This window comes from Cupriavidus sp. GW823-FHT07A04 (assembly GCF_058794615.1).
This window is the reverse complement of record NZ_JBXAHA010000004.1, coordinates 270,888-283,249: the sequence shown is the minus strand read 5'-3', so window position 1 is coordinate 283,249 and position 12,362 is coordinate 270,888. Positions and strand designations below refer to the sequence as shown.

13 protein-coding genes are annotated in these 12,362 nt (G+C 66.8%); 6 read left to right on the top strand and 7 right to left on the bottom strand.

Annotation, left to right across the window (positions count from 1 at the left end; translation table 11 throughout):
- Positions 1-13 precede the first annotated feature (13 nt).
- The 3 genes from AC1Q7Q_RS09140 to AC1Q7Q_RS09130 form a co-directional block, all read right to left on the bottom strand.
- Positions 14-340, bottom strand: a complete 327-nt coding sequence (locus AC1Q7Q_RS09140; protein WP_043357615.1) for a winged helix-turn-helix domain-containing protein — start codon at positions 338-340, stop codon at positions 14-16.
- 211 nt (positions 341-551) lie between these two features.
- A complete protein-coding gene (locus tag AC1Q7Q_RS09135; protein WP_492370501.1) occupies positions 552-980 on the bottom strand; it encodes a TOBE domain-containing protein in 429 nt (142 codons plus the stop codon).
- 138 nt (positions 981-1,118) lie between these two features.
- On the bottom strand, positions 1,119-1,475 hold the full coding sequence (locus AC1Q7Q_RS09130) for a gamma-glutamylcyclotransferase family protein (protein ID WP_459374363.1): 357 nt from the start codon (positions 1,473-1,475) through the stop codon (positions 1,119-1,121).
- A gap of 223 nt (positions 1,476-1,698) precedes the next feature.
- Between AC1Q7Q_RS09130 and AC1Q7Q_RS09125 the strand changes: the two genes are divergently transcribed.
- A complete protein-coding gene (locus AC1Q7Q_RS09125; RefSeq protein WP_492370502.1) occupies positions 1,699-3,018 on the top strand; it encodes a DUF2325 domain-containing protein in 1,320 nt (439 codons plus the stop codon).
- Positions 3,019-3,254: 236 nt separating this feature from the next.
- On the opposite strand, the gene AC1Q7Q_RS09120 is transcribed toward AC1Q7Q_RS09125, so the two are convergent.
- Positions 3,255-4,430, bottom strand: a complete 1,176-nt coding sequence (locus AC1Q7Q_RS09120; protein ID WP_492370503.1) for a collagen-like triple helix repeat-containing protein — start codon at positions 4,428-4,430, stop codon at positions 3,255-3,257.
- A 413-nt stretch (positions 4,431-4,843) separates the two neighbouring features.
- On the opposite strand from AC1Q7Q_RS09120, the gene AC1Q7Q_RS09115 reads away from it, so the two are divergent.
- From AC1Q7Q_RS09115 to AC1Q7Q_RS09105, 3 genes are read left to right on the top strand one after another with little or no spacing between them, the layout of a single operon-like run.
- Complete coding sequence (locus AC1Q7Q_RS09115) at positions 4,844-5,347, top strand: ester cyclase (protein WP_492370504.1); 504 nt, start codon at positions 4,844-4,846, stop codon at positions 5,345-5,347.
- 31 nt (positions 5,348-5,378) lie between these two features.
- Complete coding sequence (locus tag AC1Q7Q_RS09110) at positions 5,379-6,476, top strand: MBL fold metallo-hydrolase (protein WP_492370505.1); 1,098 nt, start codon at positions 5,379-5,381, stop codon at positions 6,474-6,476.
- The gene (locus AC1Q7Q_RS09105; RefSeq protein ID WP_492370506.1) at positions 6,473-7,816 is read left to right on the top strand and encodes an MFS transporter; all 1,344 of its coding nucleotides are present in this window, start codon (positions 6,473-6,475) and stop codon (positions 7,814-7,816) included. The genes AC1Q7Q_RS09110 and AC1Q7Q_RS09105 overlap by 4 nt, the downstream gene beginning before the upstream one ends.
- Here the strand turns inward: AC1Q7Q_RS09105 and AC1Q7Q_RS09100 are convergent.
- Positions 7,813-8,265, bottom strand: coding sequence for a DoxX family protein (locus AC1Q7Q_RS09100; RefSeq protein WP_492370507.1), 453 nt, complete (start codon positions 8,263-8,265; stop codon positions 7,813-7,815). The genes AC1Q7Q_RS09105 and AC1Q7Q_RS09100 overlap by 4 nt on opposite strands.
- Positions 8,266-8,454: 189 nt before the next feature.
- On the opposite strand from AC1Q7Q_RS09100, the gene AC1Q7Q_RS09095 reads away from it, so the two are divergent.
- Positions 8,455-9,354, top strand: a complete 900-nt coding sequence (locus AC1Q7Q_RS09095; protein WP_492370508.1) for a LysR family transcriptional regulator — start codon at positions 8,455-8,457, stop codon at positions 9,352-9,354.
- Between the two features lie 12 nt (positions 9,355-9,366).
- Here AC1Q7Q_RS09095 and AC1Q7Q_RS09090 read toward each other — a convergent pair whose 3' ends face one another.
- Both AC1Q7Q_RS09090 and AC1Q7Q_RS09085 read right to left on the bottom strand, forming a co-directional pair.
- The gene (locus tag AC1Q7Q_RS09090; RefSeq protein ID WP_492370509.1) at positions 9,367-10,884 is read right to left on the bottom strand and encodes a sensor histidine kinase; all 1,518 of its coding nucleotides are present in this window, start codon (positions 10,882-10,884) and stop codon (positions 9,367-9,369) included.
- A complete protein-coding gene (locus AC1Q7Q_RS09085; RefSeq protein WP_492370597.1) occupies positions 10,881-11,603 on the bottom strand; it encodes a response regulator transcription factor in 723 nt (240 codons plus the stop codon). Before AC1Q7Q_RS09085 ends, AC1Q7Q_RS09090 begins: the two co-directional genes overlap by 4 nt.
- Positions 11,604-11,828: 225 nt before the next feature.
- Between AC1Q7Q_RS09085 and msrB the strand changes: the two genes are divergently transcribed.
- Positions 11,829-12,341, top strand: a complete 513-nt coding sequence (gene msrB, locus AC1Q7Q_RS09080) for a peptide-methionine (R)-S-oxide reductase MsrB (RefSeq protein ID WP_492370510.1) — start codon at positions 11,829-11,831, stop codon at positions 12,339-12,341.
- Positions 12,342-12,362: the final 21 nt, after the last annotated feature.

Sequence of the window (12,362 nt, the reverse complement as noted above, 5' to 3'; positions counted from 1 at the left end):
TTGGGCCGCAAGCTCAAGGCTTGGCCAGCAGCTTGATCAGGCCGTTGATCTCGGCCTCGCAGGCCTTGGCCGCGCGTAGCTCCGCGGCGCGGTAGAGCCGGATCGCTTCCTCGCCCACCGGCGTGAGCACGGTGCCGCCGCCCTGCGCGCCGCCATGCTCGGAATCGACCGCCGGCCTGGCCAGCGAGCGGTTGATTTCGTTGAGCAGATCCCAGGCCCGCTTGTAGGACATGTCAAGGTGTTTCGCCGCGGCGGAAATGGAGCCGCATTCGCGGATCGCTTCCAGCAGCGCAATCTTGCCGGGGCCAATAGCGATGGTATCGCCCAGCATCACGCGCATGCGAAACAGCGCCTGCGGCGTATCCGGGCTGACCGAGGTTCGGGAGCGAGCAAGTTTGACCATGGCGGCATGGTACCCCGGCGGCATCCCCAGCGGAATATGCGCGCTTTGCAATAGCGCTAGCGCCTATGCGGGTAGCACCATACGATCCGCAAAGCGTTACAAGTGTTCGCGGCGCCTGCCGCCCAATAGGCACCATTGCGCGGCAGGCTTATGCGCGCGCAGCCAGCAAGACGCTGGAGGCCTTGAAGATGGCGACGGCCGCGCCACCTTGCACCAGCCCGAGGCTGGTCACGCTGTCATTGGTGATGATGGCCACGATCTCGCCGCCCTGCGCCAGGCCGATGGAAACCTCCGCATTCACCGCCCCGATCTTGATGCCCGATACCGTGCCGGCAAGCTGGTTGCGCGCGGAGAGCAGGATGTCCGGGTCGGGCACACCCACGATCACGGACGATGCCTTGATCAGCGCAACGGCTTCCTTGCCGACAGCCAGTCCGAGACGCTTCGTGCTCTCGGCGGTGATGGTCGCCACGATCCGCACGCCGCCGGCAATCTCCAGCTCGATTTCGTCGTTCACCGCGCCTTTGTGGACTGCGCTGACCTTGCCGCTCAATTGGTTTCTTGCGCTGGTATTCATCTTGTCCTCGCCTCGTCATGTCCGCGGCCATCGCCCGGCCGCATGGGTCCCGGCCTGTGGCGCCCGGGTGGCTGATCGGCAGATCATAGCGCGTTCACATCCCTTCGCCATGCCGTCCTTCCTGATAACCACTCTGGCTCAGGCCCGGACGTAGACCCACGCCTGAACGCCCGATTTCAGCGTCACCGCGACGCGCTTGTAGTCCGAGACTTCATAGGCATCGGCGGATGCCAATTCCTGCGCGGTGATCTCGAAGACCATGCCGGCCACCTCATCGTTGGGATCCGGGCTGGGCTGGACAATCGGATGATGCGTCTTTCCGCTGGTAGCAACCACGGCAGGGTCATCGATGGCGACCATCGATTGCGAGTAGCCGGGGATGGCGTCATGGCGACCAGCCAGTTCGCGGCCGAAGTTGGCGATCTGCACCGCCTTGTCTTGCAGCGTCCCGTAGGAAAAAAGCAGTACAGCCGTATCTTTCGCATCCACCATCATTGCCGCTCCTTTTGATCTGCCTGTCTGGCGCTGCAATTCTAGGGCATACCCGGTGGTTGCCGGCAGCGCGGCCTTGGTGCCTTGGTGCCTTACGCGCCTGCGCCGCCGCACACCCGTTATATTCAATGATATATTTCGCTGACCAAACGGGAATCCCGACGTTGCCCCTCCTCGAGGCATGGCAACGCGCCACCCTGTCCGTCTTCTCCCACGCGAGGTCCGCATGCACACGCCACCGTTTCGCCTTGCTCGCGCCAATGGCATTGGGGCCGCGCTTGGCCACGAGCAGCCACCGGCCTCCGGTTGCCGCTCGCCAGCCGAACCGCAGGGCCGCGCAGTCCGGCGGCGCACGCGCCTTGCCGAACTGGACTCGCACCTGCACTGCTCGGTGATCGGCACCTGCATGACCACCAGCGAGCTGCGCAAGCTGGTACCGCGCTTCACCACGCTGGACCGGCAACGCGCCACCGACCTCGAAATCCACCACGAAGCGGTCAAGCTTTCCAGCGCGGGCGGCGAGGGTTGCAAGGCGTTCCAGAAAGCGCTCGATGAGCGCTACGCGAGCACATTGAAGCGTTTCGGCGCAGCCAAGGATGCGGATGCCGTGCGCAAGCTCTGGGACGACGCCGTCAGCAGCGGCGACATCCCGCCGGCTTACTGGGCGGTGATGACGCACCCTGAAGCCAGCACCGCGGTTCGCCAGGCGGCGTTTGGCGAGGTGCACATGCTGTCGCACCTGGTGGGTGCGGCGAATCGCGCCGACATCCGCCGGCTGATCGCGCTGGAAGAAGAAAACGCCACGCTGCGGGACAAGCTCGAGCGCCAGCAGGAGCGCCTGCAGACGTTGAGCACACGGCATGAAATGGCGATCCGCCAGATGAGCGATCAGCTCAGCCAGCTGAACGTGCGCGCGGACCGGCAAGCGGGGCCGCGCGACACGGATACGGATACGGCATTGCAGATGCTGCGAGAGAGCTTGGCGGCACGCGACGCGGAACTCGCACTGCAGGCAAGCCGCCGCGAAGCCGCGGAGCAACGCGCCATGCGCGAACACGAGCAGATGCAAGCGGTGCGCGCGCAGCTTGACGACGCACTGGCCCAGCTGAAGATCAGCCGCGCCGAATCCGAAGCCATGGAACGCGCCGTGCTCCCCGCCGCGGCACAAGGGGAGGAGCGCCACGCCGGGCTGCGCCAGCTACAGGGAAAACGCATTGTCTATGTCGGCGGACGCCCTGGCTCCAACCACACCCTGAAATCGCTGGTGGAATCCACCGGCGGCCAGCTCGTGCTGCACGACGGCGGCATCGAGGACAGGAAGGGCCTGCTGGCGGCAACCGTGGCCCGCGCGGACATGGTGGTGTTTCCCGTCGACTGCATCGACCATGACTCCATGAGCATGCTCAAGCGCGTCTGCGAGCGCCATCAGGTGGCCTACTATCCCTTGCGAACCGCCAGCGTGGCCAGCTTTGTCGAGCTGACCACGCGCGTCAGCACAACGGCGTGGCAAGAAGCCGGCGCCATGGTATCGGCTTCGGGGGGCTGACAAACCTGAAGCTTTAGCCGAAGCCGCCGAACGGGCAAACGCCGCGCGCCATGACGACGGATGTCTCTCCCTCGCCCCTCAGGGGGAGAGGGCCGGGGAGAGGGGTGGCTTAGCTAGGAGCCACTTGAAGCGAAGCCTTTGGTGTTTTCCAGCACGCAGGCGTAACGAGCGCCCACCCGCTCCCCCACGCGGGAGCGGGAAGCACGGCAAGGCAGATCCGGCTTTGTCGGCAAGTATCAGGGCTTGGTGCCACCCAACCCGCCAAGCAGTCCGCCGAGCAGGCCACCCGTGCCCGCGTTGCCACCGCCCGCCGCGCCAGTTGCACCAGTGGCGCCTGTCAGCACGTTGGTGACCGGAGCCAATGCACTGGTCAGCGAGCCAGGCAAGGCACCAGGCAGCGCGCCGCTGCCACTGCCCGTGGCATGCGTCACTGTGCCGAGGGTGTTGTTGAGCAGGCTGGTCACTGGCGCGAGCAGGCCCGACGCCGGCGTATTGCCCGGTGCCAGGCCACCCGTCAGCCCGCCAAGCAGGTTCGTGACCGGAGCCAGCGGGTTATTGCCAGTGCCAGTGCCAGTGCCACCCGTGGGGGCGTTGACCAGTCCGCCCAGCGCGGAGACCGTATTGCCGGTGGACGTCACGATGCCCCCCAGGCCGGATACCACCGGCGCGTTGGTCTGCGTGACCGTAGTGCCAACGGTGCCCACCGTACCGCCAACCGTGCGCAGCAAATTGTCGACGACGGAACCCAGCCCGGTCGCTGCGCCCAGGGTCTGCGTGGCGCCGGTCAGCGTGGAGGTCAGCGGCACGATCGCCTGGCCTAGCGTGCCAGTGATCTGTGTCACCGGATTGGTGATGGCCTGCGGTCCCGCGCCACCCACGATCTGGCCAACCTGGCTGACGATGGATCCCACAGGCGTGGTGACGGCAGCCAGCGGGCCGGTGCCCACCGCGCCGACGGCACTGCCCACGCCGCTGATTGCCGTGCCGAGCTGATTCAGTGCCGAGGGGCCAGTCGCGCCGGTGAGCCCCGTGCCGCCAGTGGCGCCCGTGGACCCCGCAGGCCCGGTAGCGCCAGTGGCGCCCGAGGGGCCGTTGGCACCCGTCGTGCCAGTTGCCCCTGTGGCTCCCGTAGCGCCGCCCGCTCCGTTCGTGCCAGTGGCGCCGGTGGCGCCTGTAGCTCCCGCTGCGCCCACCGATCCGTTGGTCCCCGTGGCGCCGGTAGCCCCGGCATCGCCCTTGGCACCTGCGCTACCGGCCGCCCCCGTGACACCGGCATTGCCAGCCGCTCCCGTATTGCCCGTCGGGCCTGTGGCGCCTGTCTTGCCCATGGCGCCGTCGGATCCGTTGGCACAGCCGCCAAGCAGCACCAACGCGCCCAATGTGATACCAACGAAATATTGCTGATTGCGCACGGTCAGACCTCTCTGGTTATTGCGTTGAATCGTCAAGTAGTGGCCTGGACGCAATAGTTATGCCCGAGATGAAAGGCGCTTTTTCCCGCGCCGTTCGCGACCGTGCCCATAGCCCTGTAACCCGCTTGTGGATTGGCTTTGCGGGAAATGGATGAAGCCGGGATCGTGCGTTTGAAGCGCGCCCTGCGCGTGGCCGTTCCGTTACGCGTTACGTAACGCCCCCCGGCTCCACCGCCAATCAAACAGAAGAAATGGGCGCCTGGCACGCGCGCGCCAAACCCGGGGTTTATCCGGATCGGCAACTGCCAAGCGGCGACAGTCTTGCGCCGGCACGCTGCAGATAATCGCTCCAGGCAACGGACTGCGGCATCGGCCGCAGTGTTCCGCAGATTGCCCGCCACGGAGCTTTCAGCATGACCACACCCCTCTCCCCCGATCTCAAGGCGCGCCGCGAGCGCCTGGTGCTTGACCACTTCGCCGATGAAACCCGCCAGGATTTCGACGCCGTGCTCGCCACCTTCCCGCACCCGCACTACGAGCTGATTCCCAGTGGCGAAGTGCATGACGGCATCGACACCGTGCGCCAGTACTACCTCGACAGCCGCCTGGCCTTCCCCGACCAGCGCCACGAGATCATCCAGTTGCGCCACACGGACGATGCCGTGATCGTGGAGTTCTGGCTGCTGGGCACGCACCGTGGCCCGTTGCGCGGCTTGCCGCCGACGGGCAGTGCGTTTCGCTGCCGCATGATCGCGCTGTTCATCTTCGAGGGCGAGCGCCTGGTTTGCGAGCGCGTGTATTTCGACACGCTGACGATGCTGCGCCAGTTGCTGGCCGGCACGCCGCCGGACATGCTGCCCCAGCTGATCGGCAGCCTGCTGGGCCAGCCAGAAGCGCGCCAGGCCGAAGCCGCATAAAAAGAAAAACAAGAACCACAGGAGACAACCCATGAAACGCGAACCCGATCCGACAGGCCTGCTGCCGATCTCCGACTTTGACGGCGCCCGCAGCGCCAGCGCGCCACAGGACCGCCTGCGCGCGCTGCGCCGCGGCGCAGTGCGCTTCCGCGAGCAGTTCCTGGAAGCGCCGCCGGTTCGGTTCGCGCGCAGCTTCAACCTGCTGCGGGTTCCCTACCCCGCCTGGTATGCCTTTAACGGCGTGTACTCGCAGCAGATGCTCAAGCCGCACCTGATCCACCTGCTGTCGCGCATGGCGCTGATCCAGTACGAGGACTTCGCGGGGTGCCTGCGCACGCTGCTGTTCACCCCCGCGGACTTCGAGGCCGGCGCCGAGACGCCCTACTTCAAACGCATGAGCGCGCAGACGCCGCGGTTCCTGCACAGCACCATCGCCCCCGTCTACAGCACGGTGCTGCAAGCACTGGCACGCTGCGGCGTGGCGCCCGAGCAGATCGACTACATCACCTACGATCACCTGCACACGCAGGACGTGCGCCGCTGGCTCGGCAGCGGCGCGAGCCGCGGATTGCTGCCCAACGCGAGGCTTCTGGTGCACCGGCAGGAACTGGCCAGCCTGCACGGCCTGCTGCCGGTGCAGGCCGACTGGTACTGCCCCAATGGCCTCGCGGACGTGCCGCGGGAGCGCATCGTCGCTTTCGACGGCAGCGTGCACCTGGGCCACGGCCTGGCGCTGGTGCACACGCCGGGGCACACCGAAGGCAATCACTCGCTGGTCTATCGCACGCCCGACGGCATCCGCGTGAGTAGCGAGAACGGTGTCAGCGCGGACAGCTGGTCGCCAGAGCATTCGCGCCACAACGGCATCCGGCGCTTTGCGCGCGCCACCGGCGCCGAGGTGATCCTGAATGGCAATACGCAGGAGGGCAGCAACGACCAGTACCTGTCCATGGTGCTGGAGAAAACCATCGCGGGCGCCTCCGAAGCGCATCCGTTTTGCAACGTCGTGCCGTCGTCCGAGTGCACGCCGTACTGGCTGTTCCCAGGCGCGCCATCCAGCCACTTGTGGGGCGAGACCGAGTTCGGCCACCCGACCAGCACGCGGGCAGACCGGGGGTCCGCGCAATGAACACCGCCACCCTCACCAAGCCCGCCGGCACGGCCGCCGCCGATCCGGCCAGCGACGCCGAACTGTTCCGCAAGATCACATGGCGGCTGCTGCCGCTGCTATGCGTGTGCTATGTCTTCAATTACCTGGACCGGACCAACGTTGGCTATGCGCAGCTGCAGATGCGCGAGGACCTCGGCTTTGGCGATGCCGTCTTTGGCCTGGGCGCGAGCATCTTCTTTCTCGGCTATGCGCTGTTCGAGGTGCCCAGCAACCTGATGCTGGCAAAGATCGGCGTGCGGGCCACGCTGCTGCGCATCATGGGGCTGTGGGGACTGGCGTGCGCGGCCATGATCTTCGTGAGCACGCCCACACAGTTCTATGCGTTGCGGTTCCTGATCGGGGTGCTGGAGGCCGGGTTCGCGCCGGGGGTGCTGTTCTACTTCACGCTCTGGTACCCGTCGCGCCGCCGGGCACAGGTGACGGCGCTGTTTTTCATGGCTTATGGCGCCGCGCCAATCGTGGCCGGGCCGCTGGCGGGCCTGGTGATGACGTTCCTCAATGGCGCGTGGTCCTTGCAGGGATGGCAGTGGCTGTTCCTGCTGGAGGGGATACCGAGCGCGCTGCTGGGCATCCTGGCCTTCTTCATCCTGTCGGACGGCCCTGCGCAGGCACGGTGGCTCAGCGCCCCTGAGCGGCAACGCGTCGCCCGGCTGCTGGAGGAGGACCAGGCCGCCAACGGCATCCGCGCGACCCACGGCTTTGGCGCCGCGATGCGCGACCGGCGCGTGTGGATGCTCGGCCTGATCTCGTTTCTCGCCATCCTGGGCATCTATGCTTTGTCGTTCTGGCAGCCCACGCTGTTGAAGATGATGGGGCTGAGCGTGCTGCAGGTGGGGTTTTACGCGGTGGTGCCGGCGGTCACCGGGATTGTGGCGTCCATCGTCGTGGGGCGCCATTCAGACCGCACGGGGGAGCGGCGCTGGCATTTTGCCGTGGCGGCGCTGGTTGGCGCGCTGGGCTTGTCGCTCACCACGCTGTTCATGCACAACCCGCTGGCGGCGGTGCTGTGCCTGGCGCTGTCGTCGGCGGGCATCTCCAGCGCCTTCACGATTCTCTGGTCCGTGCCGGGCAGCATCCTCGCGGACCGGGGCGCGGCTGCCGGCATCGCCATGATCAGCACGATCGGCAGTAGCGCGGGCCTGGTGGCGCCGGTCATGGTGGGCACCATCAAGGCGGCCACCGGCGGCTTCACGGATAGCCTGTACATCCTCAGCGCGGCCCTGATGCTGGCCGCGCTGCTCTTCGTGCTGGCGTTTCCCATGCGCATGGCTGCGCTTGAAACCCGCCCCGCGCGTTAAGCGTTCCCGCGGCGAGCATCCAGGCTGAAGCGGCCTGCACCGTAGACCACAATCTGCAGCAGGCCGCCGGCCATCGCAATGTTCTTGAAGAAGTGGATGAACTGGTTCTGGTCCGCCAGGTTGGCATGGAAGGCCAGCGCGGTCGCCACGCTAAAGACAGCCAGGATGGCAGCCACCAGGCGGGTGCGGTATCCCAACACCAGGGCGATGCCGCCCACCACTTCCACGACGATGGCAATGGCCAGCGCCACCTGCGGCAGCGGCAGGCCGACCGACTGAATGTAGCCGATCATGGCGGCCGGCGCGGCCAGCTTGGACGCGCCGGAGAGTAAGAAGATGGCGCTGATCAGAACACGGCCCAGCACTGCCACGCCGGCTGCGGCGGGTGTGTCGGCACGGGAGTTGGCCTGGGAGTTGGCCTGGGCGTTGAGTTGGGCGGCTTGGGACATGGTGGTTCTCCATTTGATACGGCCGCACGGTCATGGCAGGCCGGTTGAGTCAGGGGATCAGGGTTCGGGTTCAGGTTCGGGTTCAGGGTCTGAATCGGGTACTGCAACCGATGGGCCTAAATGTAGGCGGATTTTTACGTCCGCGAAACTGGGATAATATGGATCGAAACGTTCGATAAAATCGATAAGATGCCAAATCCCGGTACGCCCACGCTGGATCAACTGAAGGTGTTCCTGACCGTGGTGGACGTCGGCAGCTTTGCCGGCGCGGCCCGCAAGCTCAGCCGGGCGACCTCGGTCATCAGCTATACGATCGCCAACCTGGAGAATCAGCTCGGCGTGGCGCTGTTCGACCGCAAGACCACCAAAAAACCGCAACTGACCGAGGCGGGCCGCACCGTGCTGGCCGAGGCGCGCACAGTCACCATGGGCATCGACGGGCTGCGCGCGAAGGTCAAGGGCTTGCTGCAAGGCCTGGAGGCCGAGGTCCACCTGACGCTGGACGTGATGCTGCCGGCATCCCGGGTGGTGGACGCGCTGAAGGCCTTTCGAGAGACATTTCCCACGGTAGCGCTGCACCTGCACATGGAGGCACTTGGCGCCGTGACGCAGATGGTGCTGGACCGCGCCGCCACCATTGGCGTTAGCGGGCCGCTCAGCTCGGGCGTAGCGGGAATCGAGCGCATCCGGATCGGCAATGTGATGCTATGGCCGGTTGCGGCGCCGGGCCATCCGCTGGGCAGCGGCAACCCGAATCCACCGGGCGCCGCGCGCCATCATGTGCAACTGGTGCTGTCGGACCGCTCGGCGTTGACGCGCGGCATGGATTTCGCGGTGGTCAGCACGCATACCTGGCGGCTGGCCGATCTTGGCGCCAAGCACATGCTGCTGCGAGAAGGCATAGGCTGGGGCAATATGCCGATGCCCATGGTGCAGGAAGACCTAGACGCGGGCCGTCTGGTGCTGCTCGACCTGCCCGACAATCACGGCAACTTCTACCCCTTCGATGCGATCTACCGGACCGACACGCCACCCGGCCCCGCTGCCGCATGGCTGATCGAACGCTTCTCCGGCCAGGCAGCGGGCTGAACCTGCCCGCCGCTAGCGGGCATTGCCGGCAGCGACGCTGGACACCGGCAACTCAAAGCTGAACACCGTACCGCTGCCGGCGCGCTCCACCAGCCGAATCTGGCTGTGATGCAGCTGCAGCATGCGCTGCACGATCAGCAGCCCCAGCCCGCCGCCGCGATGCGCGCCGCCGGCGCTGAACGGCCGCTGGAACAGGCTCTCGCGCAGTTCCGCCGGAATGCCGGGGCCGGTATCGCTGACGGTGACCGCCACCTTGCCGTCGCGCAGGGCGAGATCGACATCGATGGCGCCTTCGGCGGGTGTATGGCGGATCGCGTTGTCCAGCAGGTTGGTCAGCACGCGCTCGATCATGCCGAGATCGGCCGTGACGGCGGGCAGGCGCTGCGGGATGCCGGCGCGCAGCCGCACATGGCGCGCCTCGGCCGGCAGCTCGAACTTCTGGAACACGTCCTGCACCAGGTCCACCAGCGAAAAATCCTCCAGCGCCGGCTGCACAATGCCGTGCTCCAGCCGCGCCAACTCAAAGAGCGATTGCGCCAGCCGCCCCACCTTGACGCTTTGCGCCAGCGCGATGGCCAGGTAGCGCTGGCGCTCGGCCTCGCTAAGCGTATCGGCCTTGAGCGACAGCGTTTCCAGGTAGCCGTGCAGCGAGGTCAGCGGCGTGCGCAGGTCATGGGAAATATTGGCAACCAGCTCGCGCCGCTCCTGGTCCTGCTTGGTCAGCGCGCGCCATTGCTCGGCGATGCGGTCCGCCATTTGCGCGAAGGCCGCTTCCAGCGCGACGATTTCATCGCGCGCATTGCCGCACGGCGAGCGCGGCACGCGCGGCTGCGTCTCGGGCGCACCATCGGCATCAAACCGCCGCATCGCCTCGGTCAGGCGGCGCAGCGGCCGCGTGATGAGGCCAAACGCCATCAACCCGGCCAGCAATCCCAGCAGCGCCACCAGCCCCATCGACCACAGCGTGGTGCGCAGCACCGAGTTGGCGGAGGCGCGCGCCGCCAGTTCGTCATGCGCCTCGCCCAGCAGCACCACGTAGATGTAGCCGGCGGGCTCGGCACCGCCCACGCGCAGCGGCGCGGCGCTGAACACCTTGCGCCCGCCCGCGCTGCGCGGATCGTCCCCAAGGATAGGCAGCGGCTCGCCGGCCAGCAGGCGCTGCACCGGCTTGAGGTCTACTTGCTGGCGCTGCAGGTGCCCGGCCGGCGCATCGTGCCCCTGGATCCGGCCCTGGCTGTCCAGCAGGTACACCTCCACGCTCGGGTTCACCACCATCAACTGGCCGAACAGGCGGCGCAACGCATCCGGCTTGAGCCCGTTGGCGTCCATCAGCGACGCATTGCGCGCAATATGGCCGGCCAGCCCGCGCGACAGGTCCTGGATGACTTCCTTCTCGCGCATGTCGTTGGAGCGGACCTGCAGCCACGCGGAGGCGCCGCAGCAGGCCAGCAGCAGCACGGAAAACACCAGGGACAGCCGCTGCGTCAGGGTCAGGCGGCGGCTCAGGTTCAGTCCAAGGTCAAGGCTCACGGCGCGCCTCCTTGGGCTCCCGCCGCGAGCTTGTAGCCATGCCCCCATACGGTCAGGATGCGGCTGGGCTGTGCCGGGTCGGCTTCGATCTTGGTGCGCAGCCGGTTGATATGGGTGTTGACGGTATGTTCGTAGCCCTCGTGCTGATAGCCCCAGACGGCGTTGAGCAGGTCCATGCGGGAGAAGACCTTGCCGGGATGCCTGGCGAAGAAATACAGCAGGTCGAACTCGCGCGGGGTGAGCTCGATGCGCCGGCCGTCCACGCTGGCCTCGCGCGTGAGCGGATCGATCGACAGGCCGCCCAGCTCCAGGCTGCCCGCATCGATCCGCAGGTCCTTGGCCATCGCATCCACGCGGCGCAGCAGCGCCTTCACGCGGGCCACCAGCTCGAGCACCGAGAACGGCTTGGCCAGGTAGTCGTCGGCGCCAAGTTCCAGGCCAAGGATGCGGTGGACTTCGCTTGCGCGCGCGCTGGTGATGATGATCGGCGTGTAGCGCGTCATGGCGCGGGCGCGCCGGCAGATCTCCAGCCCGTCCACGCCGGGCAGCATCAGGTCGAGGATCAGCGCGTCCCAGTTGCCCTGCGCCAGCAGCCGCAGGCCTTCGTTGCCGTCGGCGCTGTGCACGACTTCATAGCGCTCGTCGCGCAGGTGCAGGCTCAGTACGTTGGCGATGTCGACGTCGTCTTCGACGATCAGGATGCGCTTGGGGTGATCCATGTTCAGCCTAGAGGCGCGAGCCGGCTCGCGCGTGACAGGGGGGCACAGGAAAAGCGCCGGCCTGGCTATTGTGCAAAATTTTGAGGCGGCGAGTTATCACATTTAATTTAACCTTTGGTGAGGACTCCGGGATGGTGCCAGCCATACGATGCGGCCAACGATCCATGGCAGCGATCGACGGCAAGTCGGTCGCAGCGATCGATACATTGAGGCAAGGAGCACATCATGGGAAGCAGAAGGCGCTTTTTGGTATCGGGCAGTGCCGCCGTGGCGGCGCTCGCGGCCGTTAGCGGCTGGCGCGCGCTGGCCGCCGGCACGGCGAACGCGGGCAAGCCCGCCGAAACCTTCGAGGTAGTACGCTCCGACGCCCAGTGGCGCCAGATGCTCAGCGCAAGCCAGTACAACGTGCTGCGCCAGGAAGGCACGGAGCGGCCCTACAGCAGCCCGCTGAACGATGAGCATCGCGCCGGCATCTTCGCCTGCGCCGGATGCCAGCTCGACCTGTTCTCGTCGCGCACCAAGTTCGACAGCCGCACCGGCTGGCCCAGCTTCTGGGCGCCGCTGGACAACGCCGTGCGCACGAACGAGGACCGGTCCTTCGGCATATCGCGCACGGAGGTGCACTGCCGGCGCTGCGGCGGCCACCTGGGCCATGTGTTCGACGACGGCCCCAAGCCGACCGGGCTGCGCTACTGCATGAACGGCGTGGCGATGACGTTCAAGCCGCAAGCCGCCTGAGCCCGCGCGGGCCTCCAACGC

Excerpts from the sequence above, each read along its gene's own strand:
- AC1Q7Q_RS09125 (WP_492370502.1), top strand. The coding sequence starts at position 1,699 with ATGCACACGCCACCGTTTCGCCTTGCTCGCGCCAATGGCATTGGGGCC.
- AC1Q7Q_RS09110 (WP_492370505.1), top strand. The coding sequence starts at position 5,379 with ATGAAACGCGAACCCGATCCGACAGGCCTGCTGCCGATCTCCGACTTT.
- AC1Q7Q_RS09115 (WP_492370504.1), top strand. The coding sequence starts at position 4,844 with ATGACCACACCCCTCTCCCCCGATCTCAAGGCGCGCCGCGAGCGCCTG.
- AC1Q7Q_RS09130 (WP_459374363.1), bottom strand. The coding sequence starts at position 1,475 with ATGATGGTGGATGCGAAAGATACGGCTGTACTGCTTTTTTCCTACGGG.
- AC1Q7Q_RS09095 (WP_492370508.1), top strand. The coding sequence starts at position 8,455 with ATGCCAAATCCCGGTACGCCCACGCTGGATCAACTGAAGGTGTTCCTG.
- AC1Q7Q_RS09135 (WP_492370501.1), bottom strand. The coding sequence starts at position 980 with ATGAATACCAGCGCAAGAAACCAATTGAGCGGCAAGGTCAGCGCAGTC.
- AC1Q7Q_RS09085 (WP_492370597.1), bottom strand. The coding sequence starts at position 11,603 with ATGGATCACCCCAAGCGCATCCTGATCGTCGAAGACGACGTCGACATC.
- AC1Q7Q_RS09105 (WP_492370506.1), top strand. The coding sequence starts at position 6,473 with ATGAACACCGCCACCCTCACCAAGCCCGCCGGCACGGCCGCCGCCGAT.
- AC1Q7Q_RS09140 (WP_043357615.1), bottom strand. The coding sequence starts at position 340 with ATGCGCGTGATGCTGGGCGATACCATCGCTATTGGCCCCGGCAAGATT.
- AC1Q7Q_RS09100 (WP_492370507.1), bottom strand. The coding sequence starts at position 8,265 with ATGTCCCAAGCCGCCCAACTCAACGCCCAGGCCAACTCCCAGGCCAAC.
- msrB (WP_492370510.1), top strand. The coding sequence starts at position 11,829 with ATGGGAAGCAGAAGGCGCTTTTTGGTATCGGGCAGTGCCGCCGTGGCG.